Source organism: Streptococcus sp. HMSC061E03 (assembly GCF_001813505.1).
Lineage (GTDB): Bacteria > Bacillota > Bacilli > Lactobacillales > Streptococcaceae > Streptococcus.
The window spans coordinates 274,273-293,523 of sequence record NZ_KV812784.1 but is presented as its reverse complement, the minus strand read 5'-3'; the positions used below and the strand labels follow the sequence as shown (position 1 = coordinate 293,523).

The following is a 19,251-nucleotide window of genomic DNA, read 5'->3' as shown; positions in this document are numbered from 1 at the left end:
TTTTTTTGATAGCGCAAGGAAACAAAAAGACAAATTGTTCTTCCAACAATTTGTCTTTTTCTATTCGACTCTTAAATCAAGCCTTCCAAGAGGCCTCTCATGAAGTTTTCTGAATGGAATGGTCCGATGTCATCAATCTTTTCTCCGAATCCAATCAACTTCACTGGGATGTCCAACTCTTCACGGATCGCAAGGACGACCCCACCTCGAGCCGTTCCATCGATCTTGGTCAATACAATTCCTGTCACAGGCGTAATTTTTGAAAATTCTTTGGCTTGCACCAAGGCATTTTGACCAGTCGATGCATCAAGGGCCAGCAAGGTTTCATGCGGTGCATCAGGTACCACACGCTTGATAATGCGACCGATTTTTTCAAGCTCGGCCATGAGGTTGTCCTTGTTTTGCAGACGACCAGCTGTATCAATCATCAGAACATCAATGTTTTCAGCGATCGCACGTTCCATTCCATCAAAGACGACGCTAGCAGGATCTGATTTTTCAGGACCTGTTACAACTGGAACATCTACACGGCGTCCCCATTCTGCCAGTTGAGCCACTGCTCCTGCACGGAAAGTATCTGCTGCAACCAACATGACTTTCTTGCCTTCTTGTTTGTAGCGGTGGGCTAATTTCCCAATAGATGTGGTTTTACCAACTCCATTGACCCCAACAAAGAGCATGACCGTAAGACCGTCTTGAAAACGAATGGCTTCATTAAATTGGCCATCCTTTTCATACAAGTCCACCAATTTTTCGATGATCACGCGCTTGAGAGCATCTGGTTTTTTGGCATTTTCCAAACGGGCTTCATAGCGCAACTCTTCGGTTAAATTAGAGGCCACTTGAACCCCAACGTCACTCATGATCAAGAGTTCTTCCAATTCTTCAAAGAATTCTTCATCGACTGAACGGAAATTGGCAAAGAAGGCATTGAGACGTGCTCCAAATCCAGTTCGTGTCTTTTTCAAGCTACGATCGTATTTTTCCTGAATGGTTTCTTTCTCTGGCTCAACCTCGTCTGGAATTGGCTCCTCTGCCTCTTCAACAGTTCTTTCCTCAACGGTTGATGCAGGTTCTCCTTGAGGAAGTCTGGACTCGGCCTCTGCCACTTCTGAAGTTTCCTCCACTTGAGCAATCGCTTCTGATACTTCAGGTTCTGAAACCTCATCCTGAGCTTCTACTAGTTCTGGAGACTCCTCTTCTGTCGTGCTCCCTTCTACTAGCTCAGCGTCAGATGATGGAGAGGCAATTGGTGACTCTTCTTCCATTTCTGAACCGTTAGCCCCATCTGCTTCCTCACCATTTTCAGTAACTTCCGCTTCAATTTTCACTTCTTCAAGAGGCTCAGTCTCCGTTTCATCAGCTAGTGGTGAAACTTCTTCAGGACTTGCTTCTGTTTGAGCAGGTTCAAAGGCAACTGGAGACTCCTCTACTGGTACTTGGTCTTCATTAGTCTCTGATGTCACAATTTCTTCAACAAGAGGTTCCTCTGCTGGCTCTTCTTGAGCGACGGTTGAAACAGGTTGATGAGTGGCTGCAATTCGCGCTTTGAGCTCTTGGTAATAAGCCTCCATATCAGCGATTTTTTGCTCTTCCTTGTCATTTAAGGTAGCCGCCGGCTCCTCTTTGACAGTTTCTTCAACCTCAGTACTTTCCGTCACTTCTTCAGAAGACGGAAGCACTTTTTCAGTTTCTTCTTTTTTTCCAAATAAACGATCAAATAATCCCATTTATTCACTCTCCTTTAGCACATAATTTTCAATCGCCCATGCGACGGCATCTTGGTCATTGGTCACAGGGGCCACAAGCGTTGCAACTTCCTTCACTGCTGGAATCGCATTGCCCATGGCAACCCCCAGTCCAGCCCATTGTATCATAGACAGGTCATTGGCTTCATCTCCACAGGCCATGACTTGATCTGCCTCAAGACCCAAAATAGAAGCCAGAGCTGCTAAGCCCGTTGCCTTATGAACATTTTTAGGGCACCATTCCAGCAACATTTCCCGAGATTTAAAAATTTCATAGTCTTGAAATAAGTCCGGCTTGATCTGCTTGATCGCTGCATCTAAAAAGTCTTGATCGACGGCTGTCACACACTTGTTGTAGGAAATCGTGGATGGCAGGTCTTTAAAATCTGTCTCAATAAAGTTCAGGTAGGGATTGTAAAGGGAATAGAGAGACTTTCGATCTGCATGAATCTCATAAACCTTTCCCTCACTGATAGCATCCAGCGGAAGGCCTAGACGGGCTGTTTCATCATGAATGGTTGCGACATCTTCTGGTGCCAAGACAACTTTTGAGAGGATTTCTCCATTATTTCGCTGCACTAGACCACCGTTGAAGGTAATCGTATACTCTTCTTTGAGGCCTGCTGTTCCCAATTCTTCCAAAAGAAAATCCATGGCTTTCAAGGGACGACCAGTGGTTAGAACCACCTTGACACCTTGGGCCTGTGCAGCAGCGAGGGCTGCTCTATTACGAGGGGAGATCTTTTTTTCAGAATTGAGAAGGGTCCCATCTAAATCCAGCGCAATCAAGGAAATCTTACTCATACAATTTCCTCCATGTAGCGGAGGACAGAACCAGTCTCATGGTGACCAATGACTGTTTCAGCAATCGCCAAGATTTCAGGACGCGCATTTTCTGGCGCTACAGGATGGCCCACGACTTGCATCATATGGAGGTCATTTAAGTTATCCCCGAAAGCCATCACCTGATCCATCGAGATCCCTAGTTTATCCGCTAAGGCGGTAATGGCCACTCCCTTATCGACATAATCGAGGACAATATCAATCGATTCAAAACCTGTCGTCATCGCTTTGACACCGGGGATATTCTCAGTGACCCATTGCTCACCTTCAAGCACAAGAGCTGCATCAAAGTTGGTGGTCAATTTGAAAATTTCATCCTGAATATCCGCTAGACTTTTCACTTTTTGAATATTTTCATTGTAGTGCTGACTCAAGGCCAGATAGTCGGGATCTACTGTTTCTAAGACATAGCTCCCTTTTTTCCCAGTCAAAAGAAGCTTATTCGGGTCTGCATAAGGAGAGGATTTCAAAGCCTCAAAAACACCCAAATAAAAGTCTTTGGACATGGTCGCTTCGTAGAGATCTTCTCCATGAAATTCTACCACACTGCCATTTTCAGCAATGAAAATCATTTGGTCTTCAAATCCTTTAAAGAGGGATTTGAGTGAAAGGAGGGCACGGCCACTTGCAGCAGCAAAATAGATGCCTTTTTCTTTGCAACTTGCTAATACCTTGCGTAAAAGGTCTTGATCGTACTGATGTTGGTCATTTAAAAAAGTTCCATCCATATCCGTAGCGATCAATTTAATTTCATTATTCTTCATTTTCTAAGTCTTTCAATTTTACTGAGACGATTTTAGAAACCCCTGATTCTTGCATGGTCACACCATAGATGGAATCTGCAGCCGACATAGTTCCCTTCCGGTGCGTCACGACAATAAACTGGCTTTCCTTATCAAAGCGGTTTAAATAATCCCCAAAGCGCTTGACATTGGCCTCATCTAGGGCAGCCTCTACCTCATCCAGAATGACAAATGGAATAGTCTTGACACGAATAATCGAGAACAAGAGAGCCAAGGCAGACAAGGCCTTTTCTCCACCACTCATGAGGTTTAAGGATTGGATCTTTTTACCAGGTGGCTGCACAGAAATCTCAACACCAGCTGTCAGAAGATCTGGCTCTGTCAGAATCAAATCAGCAGAACCCCCACCAAACATTTGACGGAAAGTAACTTTAAAGGATTCACGAATGGCTTCAAAAGTTGATTTAAAGCGTTCCTTGACTTCGTCATTCATGTCGTTGATAGTAGACAGAAGTATGTTTTTCGCAGCCAAGACATCCTCACGCTGGCTCGAAAGGAAATCAAAGCGTCCCTTCACCTCGTCATACTGCCCGATCGCATCCACATTGACTGGACCAAGTGCCTTAATATCTTTTTCGATGCTCTTGAGCTGGTTTTCAGCTGCCGCAAGATTTTCAACAGGTTTGGCCTGCTCTTTGGCTTGGTCAAAGCTTTGCATGAATTCATCGGTAATTTGCGTTAAAAGCTTGTTCAAACGATCCGCATGCTTTTCACGCGTCGCTTCAGCCTTGGCTTGTTGACGAATCCACTCTTCGTTTTTCTTGCGAGCTTGTTCCATCTGTTCTGCAACATCTTCGGCCTGGCCTTCCAAATCATCCAGCTCAAAGCGTTTCCGAATAACTCCTTGTTCCAAGTCCGTTTTCTTAGCTTGGGCCTGTGCCAATTGATTGGCTAGCTGCTCCACATCGACTGTCTGAACTTGGGCCTCGCCTTGTTCAATCAGCAATTGCAACTGATGCTCTTCTACTTCCAACTGGGAGATCGTTTCTTCCAAGCGACGAGCATCTGTTTGTTCGTAGCTTTGTTGGCTCTTATATTCCGTCTGTTGAAGTCGCAATTCTGCCAATTGCTCTTGCAAGTTTTGTACTTTTTGTTGCAGAACATCTTTATCGGACTTCATGGTTTCAATATCGCGATTTAAGTTTTCTTTTTGAAGCTCAATTTCTGCCAATTGCTCAGTAAGGGACTCCAGCTCTTCTTGGAGAGACTGGGTCGCATCTGTTGCCAATTCTAACTTCAAAGCTTCTAAGAGTTCCTGAATTTCTTTCAGTTGCTCTTGGCTTTGTTGGTAGGCCAATTGGGCCCGCTGTTGCTCTAGACGCGCTTGCTCACCCTGGCTTTGAATAGAGGCTAGGTATTCTTGCGCCTGCTTGAGCAGATTGTCCTTTGTCTCTACCTCCTGCTCTGCTTCTCTCAAACGAGCATCCAGAGCTTGCATTTCCTGCTTCAAACTATCCAATTCTGGTTTGACAAAGACCGTATTTTGGGAACGATTGGCACCACCGGCATACGATCCTCCGGTCCGCAATTCGGTCCCATCCAAGGTCACCATCCGAACTTGATAATTGACTGTACGAGCCGCCTCACGCGCATGCTCCGTCGTGTCAAAGATGGCCGTTACGCCAAGCAAGTTTTGGAAAATCTGTTCAAAACGATGCTCATAGGTCACTAAGTCACTCGCAATTCCTAAAAATCCTGCACTGGTTTGAATCAGCTCCAGATTCCGCGGAGAAAGTTGACGAGCTTTAATCGTCGTGAGCGGAAGGAAGGTTGCCCGTCCCAAGCGATTGCGTTTCAAGAAATCAATCGCTCGAGTTGCAGCCTTTTCATCCTCAACAATGATCTGTTGGCTACTAGCTCCCAGAGCAATTTCAAGCGCCGTCTGGTAGTCTTTTGAGAAACTCAAATTCTCACTAACAGCCCCACAGATGCCTCCTAACCGTTCTGCTTCTTGCAAAACGCTCTTGACGCCTGCATAGAAGTTACTATGGTTCTTCTGAATGGCTTCCAAGCTATTGATCCGCGCCCGTTTGTTTTTGCTCTCATCCATCAAGTCAAACATGGCCGTTTGAGTCTCTTGGTAGGCAGCTTTGGCCTGCTCCACTTTTACCAATTGCTCTTGGTATTCTGCTAATAGGCCTTTGACCGTCGCTTGTGCCTGATCCAACTCTTCTAGTTGTCGGACTTCTTTTTCCTTGGCAGTTTCAAAGTTTGTTTGTGCCTTGGTCAAATCCTCTTGACGATGGCTTGATTCTTGCAGGAGTGCTTGGATCCGGCTCTCAATCGCTGTCCGCTCATTCGATTTTTCAGCCTCAGTCTGTAAGAGCGCGACATACTGCTCGCGTAGATGCTCAATGACTTGTTCCGGATCTTCTTCGTAGTTGGCTAATTCTTTTTCCAACTCTTCTTGTTGCTGCCGGTTCTCTGTCAGCCTTTGTTGAAGCACAGCTAGCGTCTCTTGTTTTTGAGCCAGCTCTTGTTTCGCTTCTTCCAGACGGGCCAAAACAGCATCCAGCCGCTCAAGATTTTCCCTGCGACTATGGGCTGCTTGACTCGATTGCAACTTAGCTACTTCGATTTGCTTTTCCAAATCACTGATCAATCGAGTGACCTCTAGCAAGCTGGCCTGGTCCTCAGCTAAGCTCTCATCCAACTGATGGCGGGCTTTCTTGATGCGTACATTCTCTTCTTCTAAGACCTGACGACGTTGGTAATAAGAAGCCAACTGTTCTTGAATAGCTTTTTCTTCTTGATCAGCCTTTTCATAAAGGTTCTTTGTCAGATCGACTTGAGCAACTAAAACATCCAGCAAGAGAACCTGCCGTTCTTGGTCTAATTCCAAGAAACGACGAGCAACAGTCGCTTGCTTTTCAAGAGGTTGGATCTGTCCTTCTAATTCATAGAGGATGTCCTCCAGACGGTCCAAATTTTCCTGGGTTTGATTGAGCTTGGTCTCGGTTTCCTTGCGTCGTGTCTTAAATTTCAAGACACCGGCAGCTTCTTCAAAGATTGCCCGGCGTTCTTCCGGTTTGGAGTTAAAGATCTCCTCTACCCGTCCTTGGGAGATAATAGAGAAGGAATCACGTCCCAATCCCGTATCCATGAACAAATCATGCACATCTCTGAGACGTACTTTCTTACCGTCGATCTTGTACTCGCTGTCTCCAGAACGATAAATATGCCGTTCGACACGAATTTCTTTACCTGCCTGCTGGATAAAACCATCCTGGTTATCTAAGACAACTGTGACACAGGCATAATTCAGCGGTTTTCGCGATTCTGTCCCTGCAAAGATGACATCGGGCATTTTGCCCCCACGTAGACTCTTGACACTAGATTCTCCCAGAGCCCAGCGCAAGCTCTCTGTGATATTTGATTTTCCAGATCCATTAGGCCCTACAACGGCAGTGACCCCTTTGTCAAATACGACTTTTGTCTTATCCGCAAAGGATTTAAAGCCTTGGATTTCAATCTCTTTTAGATACATGGGGAATCATTCCTCGTTTCAACTGCATTGCGGGCCGCTTCCTGCTCCGCTAATTTCTTGGAACGACCATGACCATGTCCCATCGTTTGACCATTCACGAACACTTCTACTTCAAACTCTTTGGCATGAGCAGGACCGGACTCGCTAACCACTTGGTATTGGATCTCCACATCTCCGTGAACCTGTAACAGTTCTTGCAGGCGGGTCTTGTAGTCAATGACTTGAGAAAATTGACCCGTTTCAACCTTTGGAATCATGACCTGATAGATGAAGCGTTTGACTGCTTCAACTCCTTGATCTAGTAAAAGAGCACCTAAAAAGGCTTCAAATAAATCGCCAAGAATCGTATCGCGGTCCCGACCACCAGATTTTTCTTCGCCCTTGCCTAGTTTGATATAACGATCAAATTGGCAATCCCGAGAAAAACCAGCCAGACTTTCTTCACGAACAATCATAGAACGGAATTTAGACAAATCTCCCTCAGGTCTGTTGGGGTGTTCCTTATACAAATATTCGGAAATAACTAATTGAAGAACAGCGTCTCCTAAAAATTCCAAACGTTCGTTATGTGAAATTTTTAAGAGGCGGTGCTCATTGGCATAAGAGGTGTGCGTAAAAGCGGTATCTAATAAACTGCTATCTGAAAAAACGATCTGAAACCGTTCCGATAACAGGGCTTGTAATTTCTCCATGGGAAGCCTACTTTCTAATAAATTTATACTCTTAAGTATACCAAAATTTTAATACGATTACCATTAGATATCCATTAGATACAGTTGATTGCTTTTACTATATTTTAGGTTTGTTTGGATATCGATCCAATAAGTTGAATACCACGTTTTGTAAGGTTGCTCCATGAATTTTAAGTTTCTTCAACTTTCGCATTTCTATATCTTACCAACTTAATGCCCACTTCTTATAGTGAATTTTATTTCTTTACCTCGTTATTATTTCATTCCCCTTCGTTATTTGATATAATTAAAACAAAAAAGTTTGGGATTGAAATAATAATAAGGAGTAATACTATGAAAATAGGAGTTAGAAAACCCAGTCTTTCAAAGAGTTTAAAAGCTCGGACAACATCGAAATTAAAGAGACAGGTTAAACGAGCAATCATTCCAACATACGGCCAAAAAGGGACAGGCCTTATTAAAGATCCTAAACGTGCAATATACAATAAGGTATATAACAAAACTACTGTGGATGCTTTCAGCAGTGTTAAGAAAGGAAATATAAATTACCAACGAACAAATCGTGGTCTTTATACATATAGAGGGGCAAAGGTATATCCAGCTTCTTCTTGGTATTTTCCTGTAGGATTATCTGCATTTTTTAGCCTTTTATACTTTATCATCAACCCTGTTATCGCTTGTATTTTTTTGATTATCACACTCATTCTCTTTGTTAAGAAAATAAAAAATAATCCTTTCAAGACGCAAAAGGATATACAAGAAATGTTAGAAAAGATAACTGAGTTAGAACAATGATATAATAGATACATATCACAATAAGAGATATTTAATAAAAGATGGATCAACTCTTAAATATACTTTAATCATATTTAAGAGTTGATCCTTTTATAGAAAACTAAAAATCCTAAATTAGATCGCTTATTAAAATTTCCCGAAGCGTAGTCAAAAACGTATTCATTAAACGAAAGCTCTTGATACACAAGGGTTTTTATTTTTATACAAAAAAAAAGAAGCACGAACGCACTTCTTTTCCTAGTTCTAGGGCCTGAATTCTCCAATTTTAATCAGGATTTTCTTCTGTTGGATTTTCAGGCTTATTAGGGATCACTTTTAAGAGATAATAGGTGATGAAAATCGTCAAAGCACCTAAAGCAAGCTTCACCCAAATAATCGGGGCCAGATAGATCGAAATCCCCATCAGAATGTAGATCTGAAGAAGGATCCATTTCTTCCGTTCTTTGGCAATCGATTTGGTCTCTCGGTAATCCGCTACATAGGTTTGATAAAGCTTGGTTTGGTAGAGCCACTTTTCAAAGCGTTTGGAACTTTTAGCAAAGCAGGCCATCGATAGCAATAAAAAGGGAGTCGTCGGTAAAATCGGTAATGGAATCCCAATAATTCCTAATCCCAAAGACACAAAACCAATTGTAAGATAAACAAGGCGCATTTACTTCTCCTTCACACAATACAATTTTCGAACCTTTTCAGTAAACAAAAAAAGAAAAAACTACATCTATATTTAAAAAAGGAAGCAACTAACAAGGTGACAGTTGCTTTTCTCTATTTTATATCTTCGTCAAAGGGGTCGCGGTATCTGGCGAGGTATCTAACACCTCAAAATCATGGCCAACAGCTAGATCTGCTCGAGCCAGTTGATTCTCCATGGTCATATGGGCCAATTCTTTGATATTGTTCTCTTTTGACAAATGTCCCAGATAAATCTTCTTGGTGCGATTTCCCAAGGTTCGGATCATGGCATCTGCACCATCTTCGTTAGAAAGGTGGCCTAGGTCTGACAAGATCCGCTGCTTCAAGCGCCAAGCGTAAGAACCTGCTCGAAGGATCTCTACATCGTGGTTGGACTCAATCAGATAGCCATCCGCATCTGCGACGATGCCTGCCAAGCGATCACTCACATAGCCCGTATCCGTCAGCATGACGAAGCTTTTGCCATCCTTCATAAAGCGATAGAATTGAGGGGCTGCAGCATCGTGACTGACCCCAAAACTTTCGATATCGATATCGCCAAATGTCTTGGTCTTCCCCATTTCAAAGATGTGCTTTTGAGCATCATCGACCTTTCCTAGATACTTGGTGCCTTCCATAGCCTTCCAAGTCGCTTCATTAGCATATAGATCCATGCCATATTTCCGCGCTAAAACACCCACACCATGAATATGATCTGAGTGTTCGTGCGTAATCAAAATGGCATCTAAGTCTTCTGGTTTGCGATCAATTTCAGCCAATAGTCCCGTAATCTTTTTCCCTGATAGCCCTGCATCAATAAGCAGTTTTTTCTTTGGTGTCTCAAGGTAGAAAGAATTCCCACTAGAACCTGAAGCTAAAATACTATACTTAAATCCCTTTTCTGTCATTGACTCCTTATTCTTCCTCTTCTGTATCCCAGTCGTCTTTAATAGCATCTTTGTCGTACGGCAAGACAATGGTAAAAGTAGATCCCTTGCCATATTCACTCTTGGCCCAAATAAAGCCTTTGTGTTGCTTAACGATCTCCTTAGCAATGGCTAAGCCCAGACCAGTCCCACCTTGGGCCCGGCTACGCGCCTTATCCACTCGGTAAAAGCGATCAAAAATGCGTGGCAAGTCTTTCTTGGGAATCCCCAAGCCCTCATCTGAGATGGAAATAATCAACTGGGCATCTGTCGTTTTCATCCCTACCTTGATCTTTCCACCATCAGGTGAGTACTTGATGGCATTGTTCAAGATATTGTCGATCACCTGGGTCATTTTATCCGTATCAATTTCAACCCAGATCGGGGTGATCGGGTATTCCCGGATCAGTTCATACTTCTTGGTATCTTCTTGCGATTGACTCTTGATCTTATCAAAGCGGTTCAAAATAAAGGTGATAAAGGCCGTAAAGTTGGTCAACTCGATGTCCAACTGACTGGTTTCATTATCGATTCGTGACAAGCTCAATAGATCTGTGACCATGCGCATCATGCGGTTGGTTTCATTGAGTGAAACTTTGACAAAATCTGGTGCTACCGGCTCTGACAAAGCGCCATCGTCTAGGGCTTCCAGATAGGATTTCACACTGGTCAAAGGTGTCCGTAATTCATGACTCACATTGGAGACAAAGAGGCGACGTTCCCGCTCTTCCTTGTCCTGCTCTGTCGTATCGTGCAAGACAGCTACCAGACCAGAGATAAAACCTGACTCGCGGCGAATCAAGGCAAAGCGCACACGAAGACTTAAGTATTCTCCATTTTCATCCTGGGAATCAATGGTCAACTCTGGTACTTCTGTAATCAAGCTTCGCAGATCATAGTCGTCTCCAAGCGAAAGCAAATCCAGAATACTGGTATTGAGCACCTCATCTGGATTAACATTCAATTGCTTGGCTGCCATTTCATTGACCATAATGATCTGACCACGTCTGTTGGTCGCAAGCACCCCATCTGTCATGTAAGAAAGGATACTGGTCAAACGCTTGGTTTCTTGTTCCAAGTTTTCATGCGTCAGGCGAATAACCTCAGACAGATCATTGATACTATTGGTCATATCCGTCAGTTCTGGACTTCCTTGCATGTCGACCACTTCGGAATAGTCCCCTGCAATCAGATCTTTAATTTTGGAGTTTAATTGTCTGAGCTTGATATTGTCCCTACGGTTTTCTAGCAAAAGCAAGGCTACCACAATGATAAACCCAACCGTAATCAGAACAAAGACAAAGTTCGACGACATTACAAATTGTTTTAGTTGATCAATCATTGTTTCTCATATAATATCCAACACCACGGCGAGTCAAGATATATTCTGGACGTCCCGGTGTGTCCTCGATTTTTTCACGCAAACGACGAACCGTCACGTCCACTGTCCGAACATCACCAAAGTAATCATAGCCCCACACCGTCTCAAGAAGGTGCTCACGGGTCATCACTTGACCGACATGGGTCGCAAGGTGATAGAGCAATTCAAATTCGCGATGAGTCAAGTCCAATTCTTTGTTGCCTTTTTGAACCAAGAAGGCATCTGGAAGAATGTGAAGATCACCAATGACAATTTCCGTATCGGCATCATTTTCAAGCTGAGGATCAGCCGCAAACTCAGAACGACGCAACAAGGCTTTCACACGCGCTTGCAATTCCCGATTCGAGAAGGGTTTGGTCACATAGTCATCTGCCCCAATTTCAAGCCCAATGACCTTATCAAATTCCGTATCTTTGGCAGATAGGACAATGATCGGCACATTACTGGTCTTACGAATCGTCCGCGCCACTTCCAAACCATCAATCTCTGGTAACATCAAATCTAGAATAATAACATCTGGATTTTCAGCTGCAAAGACTTCCAATGCTTCCCGACCATCAAAGGCTGTCAATACCTCATAGCCCTCTTTCGCCATGTTAAATTTGATAATGTCTGAAATTGGTTTTTCATCATCAACTACTAATATTTTTTTCATCTTACATACCTGTTTCTAATGCTACTTTTCCTTATCAATCTCTATCTTCTTATTATATCAAACTTATGAAGAAATGTGGAGTCTCAATTGCTGGCCTTTCCAATAAGAGAAAGCAAAAAGACTGAGATCATTACATCTCAATCTTTTCTTTTTGCATTATTTTGAAACGCGGGATTTATTTGCAATATCTGTAAGAATTAATTCTACAAATGCATCCACTGACATGGTTTCTGTTTCTTTTTGGCCATAACGACGCACGTTTACAGCCTTGTCTTCCATTTCCTTGTCCCCAACGATCAATTGGTAAGGAATCTTTTGTGTTTGAGAAGCACGGATCTTGAACTGCATTTTTTCATTGCGTTCATCCACATCGGCACGAACACCGCGGTCACGAAGTTGCTTAGCTACTTCCCAAGCATAGTCTACGTGTTTTTCGTTCGATACTGGAATAAGGGTGACTTGGTGAGGAGCAAGCCAGGTTGGGAAAGCTCCCTTGTAGTTTTCAATCAAGATCGCAGTAAAGCGTTCCATCGTTGAGATAACCCCACGGTGGATCATGACTGGACGGTGTTCTTCCCCGTCTGCTCCGATGTAATGAAGATCAAAGCGTTCTGGAAGCAAGAAGTCCAATTGGATAGTTGAAAGAGTTTCTTCTTTACCAAGAGCTGTTTTCACTTGGATATCCAATTTTGGTCCGTAGAAGGCAGCTTCCCCTTCTGCTTCATAGTACTCAACACCCATATCATCAACAGCGGCTTTCAACATGCGTTGAGCATTTTCCCACATTTCATCGTTGTCAAAGTATTTGTGTTTGTCTTCAGGATCACGATAAGACAAGCGGAAACGGTAATCTGTCAAGTTAAAGTCTTCATACACATCGATGATCAATTGAAGGATCTTTTTGAATTCTTCCTCAATTTGTTCTGGAGCCACAAAGGTATGACCATCATTCAGAGACATTTCACGGACACGTTGAAGACCTGTCAGAGCACCAGATTTTTCATAACGGTGCATCATCCCGATTTCAGCGATACGGATTGGCAATTCACGGTAAGAATGCACATGGTGTTTGTAGACTTCAATGTGGTGAGGGCAGTTCATTGGACGAAGAACAAACTCTTCTCCATCTCCCATATCCATTGGTGGGAACATGTCTTCACGGTAGTGATCCCAGTGACCTGAAGTTTTATACAGTTCTACAGAAGCAATTGGTGGAGTGTAGACGTGTTGGTAGCCTGCTGCTACTTCTTTATCAACGATGTAGCGTTCCAACTCACGACGGATGGTCGCACCATTTGGCAACCAGAATGGAAGACCTTGACCAACTTCTTGAGAAATCATGAACAAATCAAGCTCTTTACCAAGTTTACGATGGTCACGTTCCTTAGCTTCTTCACGCATTTGAAGGTAGTTCTTCAAGTCTTTCTTATCAAACCAAGCTGTACCATAGATCCGTTGCATCATCGCGTTGTCGCTATTACCACGCCAGTAAGCACCAGCAACGTTAAGAAGGTGGAAGATTTGGATGCGACCAGTTGATGGGACGTGTGGGCCACGGCAAAGGTCAACGTATTCACCTTGACGGTAGATCGTTAATCCACCTTCGTCTTCTGAGTGTTCTTCAATCAATTCTAATTTGTATGGATCATTTTTGAAGATTTCACGCGCTTCATCTTTGGTCACTTCTTCACGAATAGATGGGAAGTTTTCTTTCACGATTTTCTTCATTTCTTCTTCGATACGGGGAAGGTCTTCGTTAGAGATTTGACCCGCTTGGTTGTCTGTATCGTAGTAGAAACCATCTTCGATCGCTGGACCAACACCCAAGTGAATGTCTGGGAAGAGGCGACGAGCAGCTTGGGCAAATAAGTGAGCCGCTGAGTGACGCAAGATTGGAAGAGCATCTTCGTGATCAGGTGTCACGATTTCAATGCTTCCATCTTCGGTGATGGCACGAGTTGTGTCAATCAATTTGCCGTTGAATTTACCAGCAAGAGCTTTTTTAGCCAAAGAATTGCTGATAGATTGGGCAATTTCAAAAGTAGTAACGCCAGAATCGAATTCACGAACAGCGCCATCTGGGAAAGTAATCTTAATCATGATTTTCTCCTTATAAAGTTTTTAGTAGCTAAATGGGTGGGAGGTATCTTTGAACATTGGAATCGTCTCTTCTTTAGATTTCTTCATTAAGAAATCAAAAAAGCGACCTCCTCGAAAGGACGTCGCAACGTGGTTCCACCTTCATTTATGTTCCTCAAAAAAGAGGGACACCTCTGATTGGCTCTAACGTAGCCACCGTTTTATGTTTGCATAAAAGAATCACGAGTAGTCCCAAACCTATCCTCTACGCGATTTCCAGCCCCACGCGCTCTCTATCAGATTTCCTAGATTTGATATGTCTCTGTCAGTTATTATAGCACGATTGAAAAATTTTGCAAGAAAAAGTTTCGTTTTCAATCAAAGAAATGCGTGATTTTACGGATTTTCTTCACTTGTTTGACCGAAGCCTTCATCATCTTCACAGATCCATTGACCGGAAGAGCAATCACCTTGGTCGGGATTTTCACAATGGTCTTAGACATCCGCTTAACCCGACTTTGCTCAGGATTCAAATCATTTGAAAAGTCTTTCGAGATGATTTTATCCAGGTAAAATTCGTAGACCCGACGGCCAAAAGTTGCTGCAGAAATATCATCAATCTTTTCTGCCCACTTGGTCTCATCGATTGCAGGCATCTCATCAATCGCTTCAAGAATCGCTTGTGCCAGATCGCTCTCCTCATAAAAGAGCTTTCCAAACATAGGATCATCAATCACATGATCGAGATAAGGATTGCCATGAGCGATGATCGGGGTACCACTCGCAATACTCTCTAAATAGGTCAACCCTTGCGTCTCACTCGTTGAAGCTGAAATAAAGAAGTCAGCCGCCTTATAGTAGAGAGCTGTCTCATTTGGCTGGATCATCCCTGTAAAGACAATAGCATCTGATACGCCAAGTTTCGCCGCTTGTTTTTTCAAATCATCCAAATAAGGACCATCTCCAGCCACGATCAACTTAACTTTTGGATTGACCTTGAGGACGTCTGGAAGGGCCGCAATAACAGCCTGAATATTCTTTTCATAAGAAACCCGCGACAGGCTCAATAAGAGCGTTTCATCTTCTGCGACTTCATATTTTTCACGAAGGGCTGCTGTCTCTGTCGGAGTAATTTCTGGCCGGTCAAACTTGGCCAAATCAATCCCTGTCGGAATAATACGTTTTTCTGCCTTGACCTTGTACTTTTGGAGCAAGTCATAGACGATCTCACTTGGACAGATCACTCCATCCAGATCATTCATATAACTTCTCACAATGTATTTGACCATACTTGGGCGAATGACCATACCTCTCGCAATATAGCGGACATAGTCCTCATACTGGGTATGATAGGTATGAATGACTGGAATCCGCAACTCACGTCCAATCCACACTCCCAAAAGGCCCAGTGAAAACTCAGTCTGGGTATGGATAATATCCAGCTGGTATTGCTTGGCAATGGCAAGCGCCTTTGAGAAGCCACGATAAGCAACGCGGCGGTCCTTAAAGGCGAAGAAAGGCACACTTGGAATCCGAATGATCTGCCAATCTTCATAGCGGTTCACATCTTTATCCGTTGTCGTAAAGATAAAGACCGTGTGACCCAATTTTTCTAATTCTGTTTTGAGCGTCCGAATACTGGTCGCCACTCCCGAAACTTGCGGGAAATAGGTATCTGTAAATAACCCTACACGCATCTTACATCTCCAAAACTGTTTGATAGGCTTCGACCAATTGATGAGCCACTAAGTCGATCGAACGACTTTCAGCAACCTTGTAGCCCGCCTCCCGCTTGTCTACTTGTCCGTTCAAAACCTTGTTCAAGGAATCCACAAATTCGTCTACATTGTGGCACAATTCAGATGACGTCTCGTCGATCCAGCCATTGTATACTGGAATATCCCGCAAGACCGTGTGCTGATGACTGGCCAAGGCTTCCAAAACAACGATTCCTTCTGTTTCTTCATAAGATGGGAAGAAGAAAGCATCTGAACCCGTCATAGCCCCTTGGAAGACCGCTCCCTTGAAATAGCCAGGGAATTCCACATTACTAGGATGATCCTTCTCCACGATACGACGAATCTTACGTGGAATGATCCATTTGTTGATAGAACCTAGCCAAATAAAGCGCACATCCGGCATGCGACGAGCCACTTCTACGAAATCTTCAATTCCTTTACGTTTAAAATAAAGCCCTGCACAGATGACAACCTTTTGACCTTCTTGGATTTTAAAATGCTTGCGAAAGACTTCTTCTTTTTTCGGATCCTTCTTGTATTTTTCCAAATCAATCCCATTGGAGACCGCAATAATCGGTGTAGTCACCCCATAAGACTGAATCAGATGTTTAGAATACTCAGATGGCGTGATCACATAGTCTGCCTTTTGATACATGTGAGCCAAATACTTTCCAAACAAGGGCGCAAAAAAGTTAGACCCGATAAAGGAATTTTCAAAATCCTCACGGGTTGAATGGCCATGCATGATGACTTTCTTTCCACGACGCTTTGCTGCATGGAGCAAAAGAAAACTCCGTGGGCCATAGGTATTGATATGCACCACATCATAGTCCCCTAAAATATCTGTCGTATACGGAATCCCAGCCAAATCAAGCGCATGCATTTGATGCTGCAAGGCCCGACCAATTCCTGATTTTTGTAATACGGATTTTCCTTCTAAATACAGTAAAACTTTCATACCTCCTATTATACCGAAATAAAGAGTGCCCAGCAAGTTTCTACCTGTTTGTAGTATAAAAAAGAAGCCAGAACCTATCTGTTCTGGCTTCCCAGACTAGTAGACACGTCTTCCCATGTCGAGACTCTAGTCTACCAATCCTTATTTTTTGGTCGTTCCACGTTGGTTGATCGTATGAGACAAAAGTACTTCGCGTTCTTCCAACTCTTCTTTGTGCATGATCTTAGTCAACATGCGCATACTGATCGCACCAAGGTCATACAAGGGTTGTCCAATTGTTGATAGATTTGGACGCGTATATCGGGTTACTTGTGAATCATCACTGGTAATAATTTCGAAATCTTCTGGTACTTTGATACCGTGATCAGACAAACCATTCAAGAGACCTGCCGCTAATTCATCACCTGTCACAAAAGCAGCTGTTGCTTTTGACGCAATGATCCGTTCTGCCAAGTTATACCCTTCATCGTAACGGTACTTGGATTCAAACACAAGCCCTTCGCTATAGCTCAATTTTTTTGCTTTCAAAGCTTCCTTATAGCCTGACAAACGAATTTTTCCATTGATATCATCCACCAATGGGCCACTTACAAAAGCAATTTTCTTGTTGTGTTTTGCCAACTGTGTAACAGCATCAACAGTTGCTTGCTTGTAGTCGATATTGACACTTGGCAATTGGTGTTCAACATCCACGGTCCCAGCAAGGACAACTGGCGTCCGAGAGCGTGAAAATTCTGAGCGAATTTTTTCAGTCAAGTGATAACCCATGAAAATGATCCCATCCACTTGTTTTGAAAAGAGGTTGTTTACCACTGAAACTTCTTTGTCATCGTCTTCATCACTATTTGCAAGAACAATGTTGTACTTGTACATTTCTGCAATATCATCAATCCCTTTAGCCAATGTAGAGAAATAACTATTGGTAATATTTGGAATAACAACACCTACTGTTGTTGTTTTCTTGCTGGCAAGACCACGTGCAACGGCGTTTGGACGATAGTCTAAACGTTCGATCACTTCCAGAACTTTTTTTCGTGTATTTTCTTTAACATTTTTATTTCCATTTACTACACGACTAACGGTTGCCATTGAAACCCCTGCTTCACGGGCGACATCATAAATTGTAACTGTATCGTCTGTATTCATAAGATTTCCTTTCATTGTTGAAAATTTCGTTTTCACTCTCTAAGTAATCTTATTTTATCACTTATTGTAAACACTTTCAAGCATTTTGGCAAAATTTTGTAAACTCTTGCTTTTTTATGGAAAATTTGACAAAATAGATCCATAGAAAGAAGGTAGCATTATGTCTAAATTAGATCAAATCGTCGATTTTCTTGAAACTGAAAAAACAGATGTCGCTGTTGTGTCCGATCCTGTCACCATCAATTACTTGACTGGATTTTACAGTGATCCCCACGAACGTCAACTCTTTTTGTTCGTTTACACAGACCACGAACCACTTCTTTTCGTTCCTGCCCTTGAAGTGGAACGGGCGACTGCAGTTGTCGATTTCCAAGTGGTTGGCTATGTAGATTCTGAAAACCCTTGGGAAAAGATTAAAGGAGCTATCGCAAAACCAGATGCCAAAACCGTTGCACTTGAATATGATAACTTGATCCTTACAAAATACAATGGCTTGCGGACTGTCTTTGAAAAAGCAACATTTACCAACTTGACACCACGGATTAACCGGATGCGCTTGATCAAATCAGCTGATGAGATCCAAAAAATGTTAGTGGCTGGTCAATATGCAGATAAAGCTGTCAATATGGGATTCGACGCCATCTCACTGGATAAAACAGAAACTGATATCGTAGCAGAAATCGACTTCGGTATCAAACGCTTGGGTTATGAAATGAGCTTTGAAACCATGGTCTTGACTGGAAATAATGCAGCTAACCCACACGGAATTCCTGGAAGCAACAAAGTCGAAAACGATGCTCTCTTGCTCTTTGACCTTGGCTGTATGGTGAATGGTTATGCGTCAGATATGACTCGTACCGTTGCTGTTGGAAAACCTGATGATTTCAAAAAAGAAATCTACCACTTGACTTTAGAAGCTCAACAAGCAGCCATTGACATGATCAAACCAGGTGTAACAGCTCATGACGTAGACCGTGCTGCCCGGAGCGTCATCGAAAAAGCTGGTTATGGTGAATACTTCAACCACCGCCTCGGACACGGTATCGGAATGGACGTGCATGAATTCCCTTCTATTATGGAAGGAAATGACATGGTGCTTGAAGAAGGAATGTGCTTCTCAGTCGAACCAGGAATCTATATTCCAGGTAAAGTCGGTGTCCGTATCGAAGATTGTGGTTACGTAACAAAAGACGGATTTGGACTCTTCACAGAAACCAGCAAAGACTTACTTTACTTTGACTAATCCTTTTGTAGGTCCAAGTCGCACCATACAGAATGTTTCGTTAATAACTATAAAAAATGAGGCTGGGACAAAAGTCCTAGCCTC

General features: G+C 43.0%; 15 protein-coding genes. 2 read left to right on the top strand and 13 right to left on the bottom strand.

All coding sequences use genetic code 11. The features are described 5' to 3' along the window. Positions 1–71: 71 nt before the first annotated feature. From ftsY to rnc, 5 genes are read right to left on the bottom strand one after another with little or no spacing between them, the layout of a single operon-like run. Positions 72–1,730: a signal recognition particle-docking protein FtsY gene (ftsY, locus tag HMPREF2917_RS01650; protein WP_070588797.1), complete on the bottom strand. Its 1,659-nt coding sequence runs from the start codon at positions 1,728–1,730 to the stop codon at positions 72–74. Continuing rightward, complete coding sequence (locus HMPREF2917_RS01645; protein WP_070588796.1) at positions 1,731–2,552, bottom strand: Cof-type HAD-IIB family hydrolase; 822 nt, start codon at positions 2,550–2,552, stop codon at positions 1,731–1,733. It lies immediately after the preceding gene. Continuing rightward, positions 2,549–3,355, bottom strand: a complete 807-nt coding sequence (locus HMPREF2917_RS01640) for a Cof-type HAD-IIB family hydrolase (RefSeq protein WP_070588795.1) — start codon at positions 3,353–3,355, stop codon at positions 2,549–2,551. Before HMPREF2917_RS01640 ends, HMPREF2917_RS01645 begins: the two co-directional genes overlap by 4 nt. Beyond that, positions 3,345–6,881: a chromosome segregation protein SMC gene (smc, locus tag HMPREF2917_RS01635; protein ID WP_070588794.1), complete on the bottom strand. Its 3,537-nt coding sequence runs from the start codon at positions 6,879–6,881 to the stop codon at positions 3,345–3,347. Before smc ends, HMPREF2917_RS01640 begins: the two co-directional genes overlap by 11 nt. Then, positions 6,872–7,573, bottom strand: a complete 702-nt coding sequence (rnc, locus tag HMPREF2917_RS01630; protein WP_003015623.1) for a ribonuclease III — start codon at positions 7,571–7,573, stop codon at positions 6,872–6,874. Before rnc ends, smc begins: the two co-directional genes overlap by 10 nt. A gap of 333 nt (positions 7,574–7,906) precedes the next feature. Here rnc and HMPREF2917_RS11470 point away from each other — a divergent pair, with 333 nt between their 5' ends. Continuing rightward, complete coding sequence (locus HMPREF2917_RS11470) at positions 7,907–8,368, top strand: hypothetical protein (RefSeq protein WP_176745939.1); 462 nt, start codon at positions 7,907–7,909, stop codon at positions 8,366–8,368. Between the two features lie 265 nt (positions 8,369–8,633). Here HMPREF2917_RS11470 and HMPREF2917_RS01620 read toward each other — a convergent pair whose 3' ends face one another. The 8 genes from HMPREF2917_RS01620 to ccpA form a co-directional block, all read right to left on the bottom strand. After that, complete coding sequence (locus tag HMPREF2917_RS01620) at positions 8,634–9,020, bottom strand: YbaN family protein (RefSeq protein ID WP_070588793.1); 387 nt, start codon at positions 9,018–9,020, stop codon at positions 8,634–8,636. 118 nt (positions 9,021–9,138) lie between these two features. Further along, positions 9,139–9,948: an MBL fold metallo-hydrolase gene (locus HMPREF2917_RS01615; RefSeq protein WP_003015609.1), complete on the bottom strand. Its 810-nt coding sequence runs from the start codon at positions 9,946–9,948 to the stop codon at positions 9,139–9,141. Between the two features lie 7 nt (positions 9,949–9,955). Continuing rightward, positions 9,956–11,308, bottom strand: coding sequence for a cell wall metabolism sensor histidine kinase VicK (gene vicK / locus HMPREF2917_RS01610; RefSeq protein ID WP_014713656.1), 1,353 nt, complete (start codon positions 11,306–11,308; stop codon positions 9,956–9,958). Continuing rightward, on the bottom strand, positions 11,301–12,002 hold the full coding sequence (yycF, locus tag HMPREF2917_RS01605) for a response regulator YycF (protein ID WP_003015620.1): 702 nt from the start codon (positions 12,000–12,002) through the stop codon (positions 11,301–11,303). Before yycF ends, vicK begins: the two co-directional genes overlap by 8 nt. A gap of 156 nt (positions 12,003–12,158) precedes the next feature. After that, a complete protein-coding gene (gene thrS / locus HMPREF2917_RS01600; RefSeq protein ID WP_070588792.1) occupies positions 12,159–14,102 on the bottom strand; it encodes a threonine--tRNA ligase in 1,944 nt (647 codons plus the stop codon). Between the two features lie 353 nt (positions 14,103–14,455). Next, entirely contained in the window at positions 14,456–15,778 is a 1,323-nt protein-coding gene (locus tag HMPREF2917_RS01595) for a glycosyltransferase family 4 protein (protein WP_070588791.1), read from the bottom strand. Between the two features lies 1 nt (position 15,779). After that, positions 15,780–16,778: an LTA glycolipid anchor biosynthesis glycosyltransferase, IagA/BgsA family gene (locus HMPREF2917_RS01590; protein ID WP_041826399.1), complete on the bottom strand. Its 999-nt coding sequence runs from the start codon at positions 16,776–16,778 to the stop codon at positions 15,780–15,782. A 141-nt stretch (positions 16,779–16,919) separates the two neighbouring features. Next, the gene (ccpA, locus tag HMPREF2917_RS01585) at positions 16,920–17,924 is read right to left on the bottom strand and encodes a catabolite control protein A (protein WP_003015564.1); all 1,005 of its coding nucleotides are present in this window, start codon (positions 17,922–17,924) and stop codon (positions 16,920–16,922) included. A gap of 160 nt (positions 17,925–18,084) precedes the next feature. Here ccpA and HMPREF2917_RS01580 point away from each other — a divergent pair, with 160 nt between their 5' ends. Then, positions 18,085–19,167 carry a M24 family metallopeptidase gene (locus HMPREF2917_RS01580; protein WP_003015591.1) on the top strand — a complete coding sequence of 361 codons (1,083 nt, stop codon included), beginning with the start codon at positions 18,085–18,087 and terminating at the stop codon, positions 19,165–19,167. Positions 19,168–19,251 lie beyond the last annotated feature (84 nt).

Coding starts and splice junctions, on each gene's coding strand:
- ftsY (WP_070588797.1), bottom strand. CDS start 1,730: ATGGGATTATTTGATCGTTTATTTGGAAAAAAAGAAGAAACTGAAAAA.
- HMPREF2917_RS01645 (WP_070588796.1), bottom strand. CDS start 2,552: ATGAGTAAGATTTCCTTGATTGCGCTGGATTTAGATGGGACCCTTCTC.
- HMPREF2917_RS01640 (WP_070588795.1), bottom strand. CDS start 3,355: ATGAAGAATAATGAAATTAAATTGATCGCTACGGATATGGATGGAACT.
- smc (WP_070588794.1), bottom strand. CDS start 6,881: ATGTATCTAAAAGAGATTGAAATCCAAGGCTTTAAATCCTTTGCGGAT.
- rnc (WP_003015623.1), bottom strand. CDS start 7,573: ATGGAGAAATTACAAGCCCTGTTATCGGAACGGTTTCAGATCGTTTTT.
- HMPREF2917_RS11470 (WP_176745939.1), top strand. CDS start 7,907: ATGAAAATAGGAGTTAGAAAACCCAGTCTTTCAAAGAGTTTAAAAGCT.
- HMPREF2917_RS01620 (WP_070588793.1), bottom strand. CDS start 9,020: ATGCGCCTTGTTTATCTTACAATTGGTTTTGTGTCTTTGGGATTAGGA.
- HMPREF2917_RS01615 (WP_003015609.1), bottom strand. CDS start 9,948: ATGACAGAAAAGGGATTTAAGTATAGTATTTTAGCTTCAGGTTCTAGT.
- vicK (WP_014713656.1), bottom strand. CDS start 11,308: ATGATTGATCAACTAAAACAATTTGTAATGTCGTCGAACTTTGTCTTT.
- yycF (WP_003015620.1), bottom strand. CDS start 12,002: ATGAAAAAAATATTAGTAGTTGATGATGAAAAACCAATTTCAGACATT.
- thrS (WP_070588792.1), bottom strand. CDS start 14,102: ATGATTAAGATTACTTTCCCAGATGGCGCTGTTCGTGAATTCGATTCT.
- HMPREF2917_RS01595 (WP_070588791.1), bottom strand. CDS start 15,778: ATGCGTGTAGGGTTATTTACAGATACCTATTTCCCGCAAGTTTCGGGA.
- HMPREF2917_RS01590 (WP_041826399.1), bottom strand. CDS start 16,778: ATGAAAGTTTTACTGTATTTAGAAGGAAAATCCGTATTACAAAAATCA.
- ccpA (WP_003015564.1), bottom strand. CDS start 17,924: ATGAATACAGACGATACAGTTACAATTTATGATGTCGCCCGTGAAGCA.
- HMPREF2917_RS01580 (WP_003015591.1), top strand. CDS start 18,085: ATGTCTAAATTAGATCAAATCGTCGATTTTCTTGAAACTGAAAAAACA.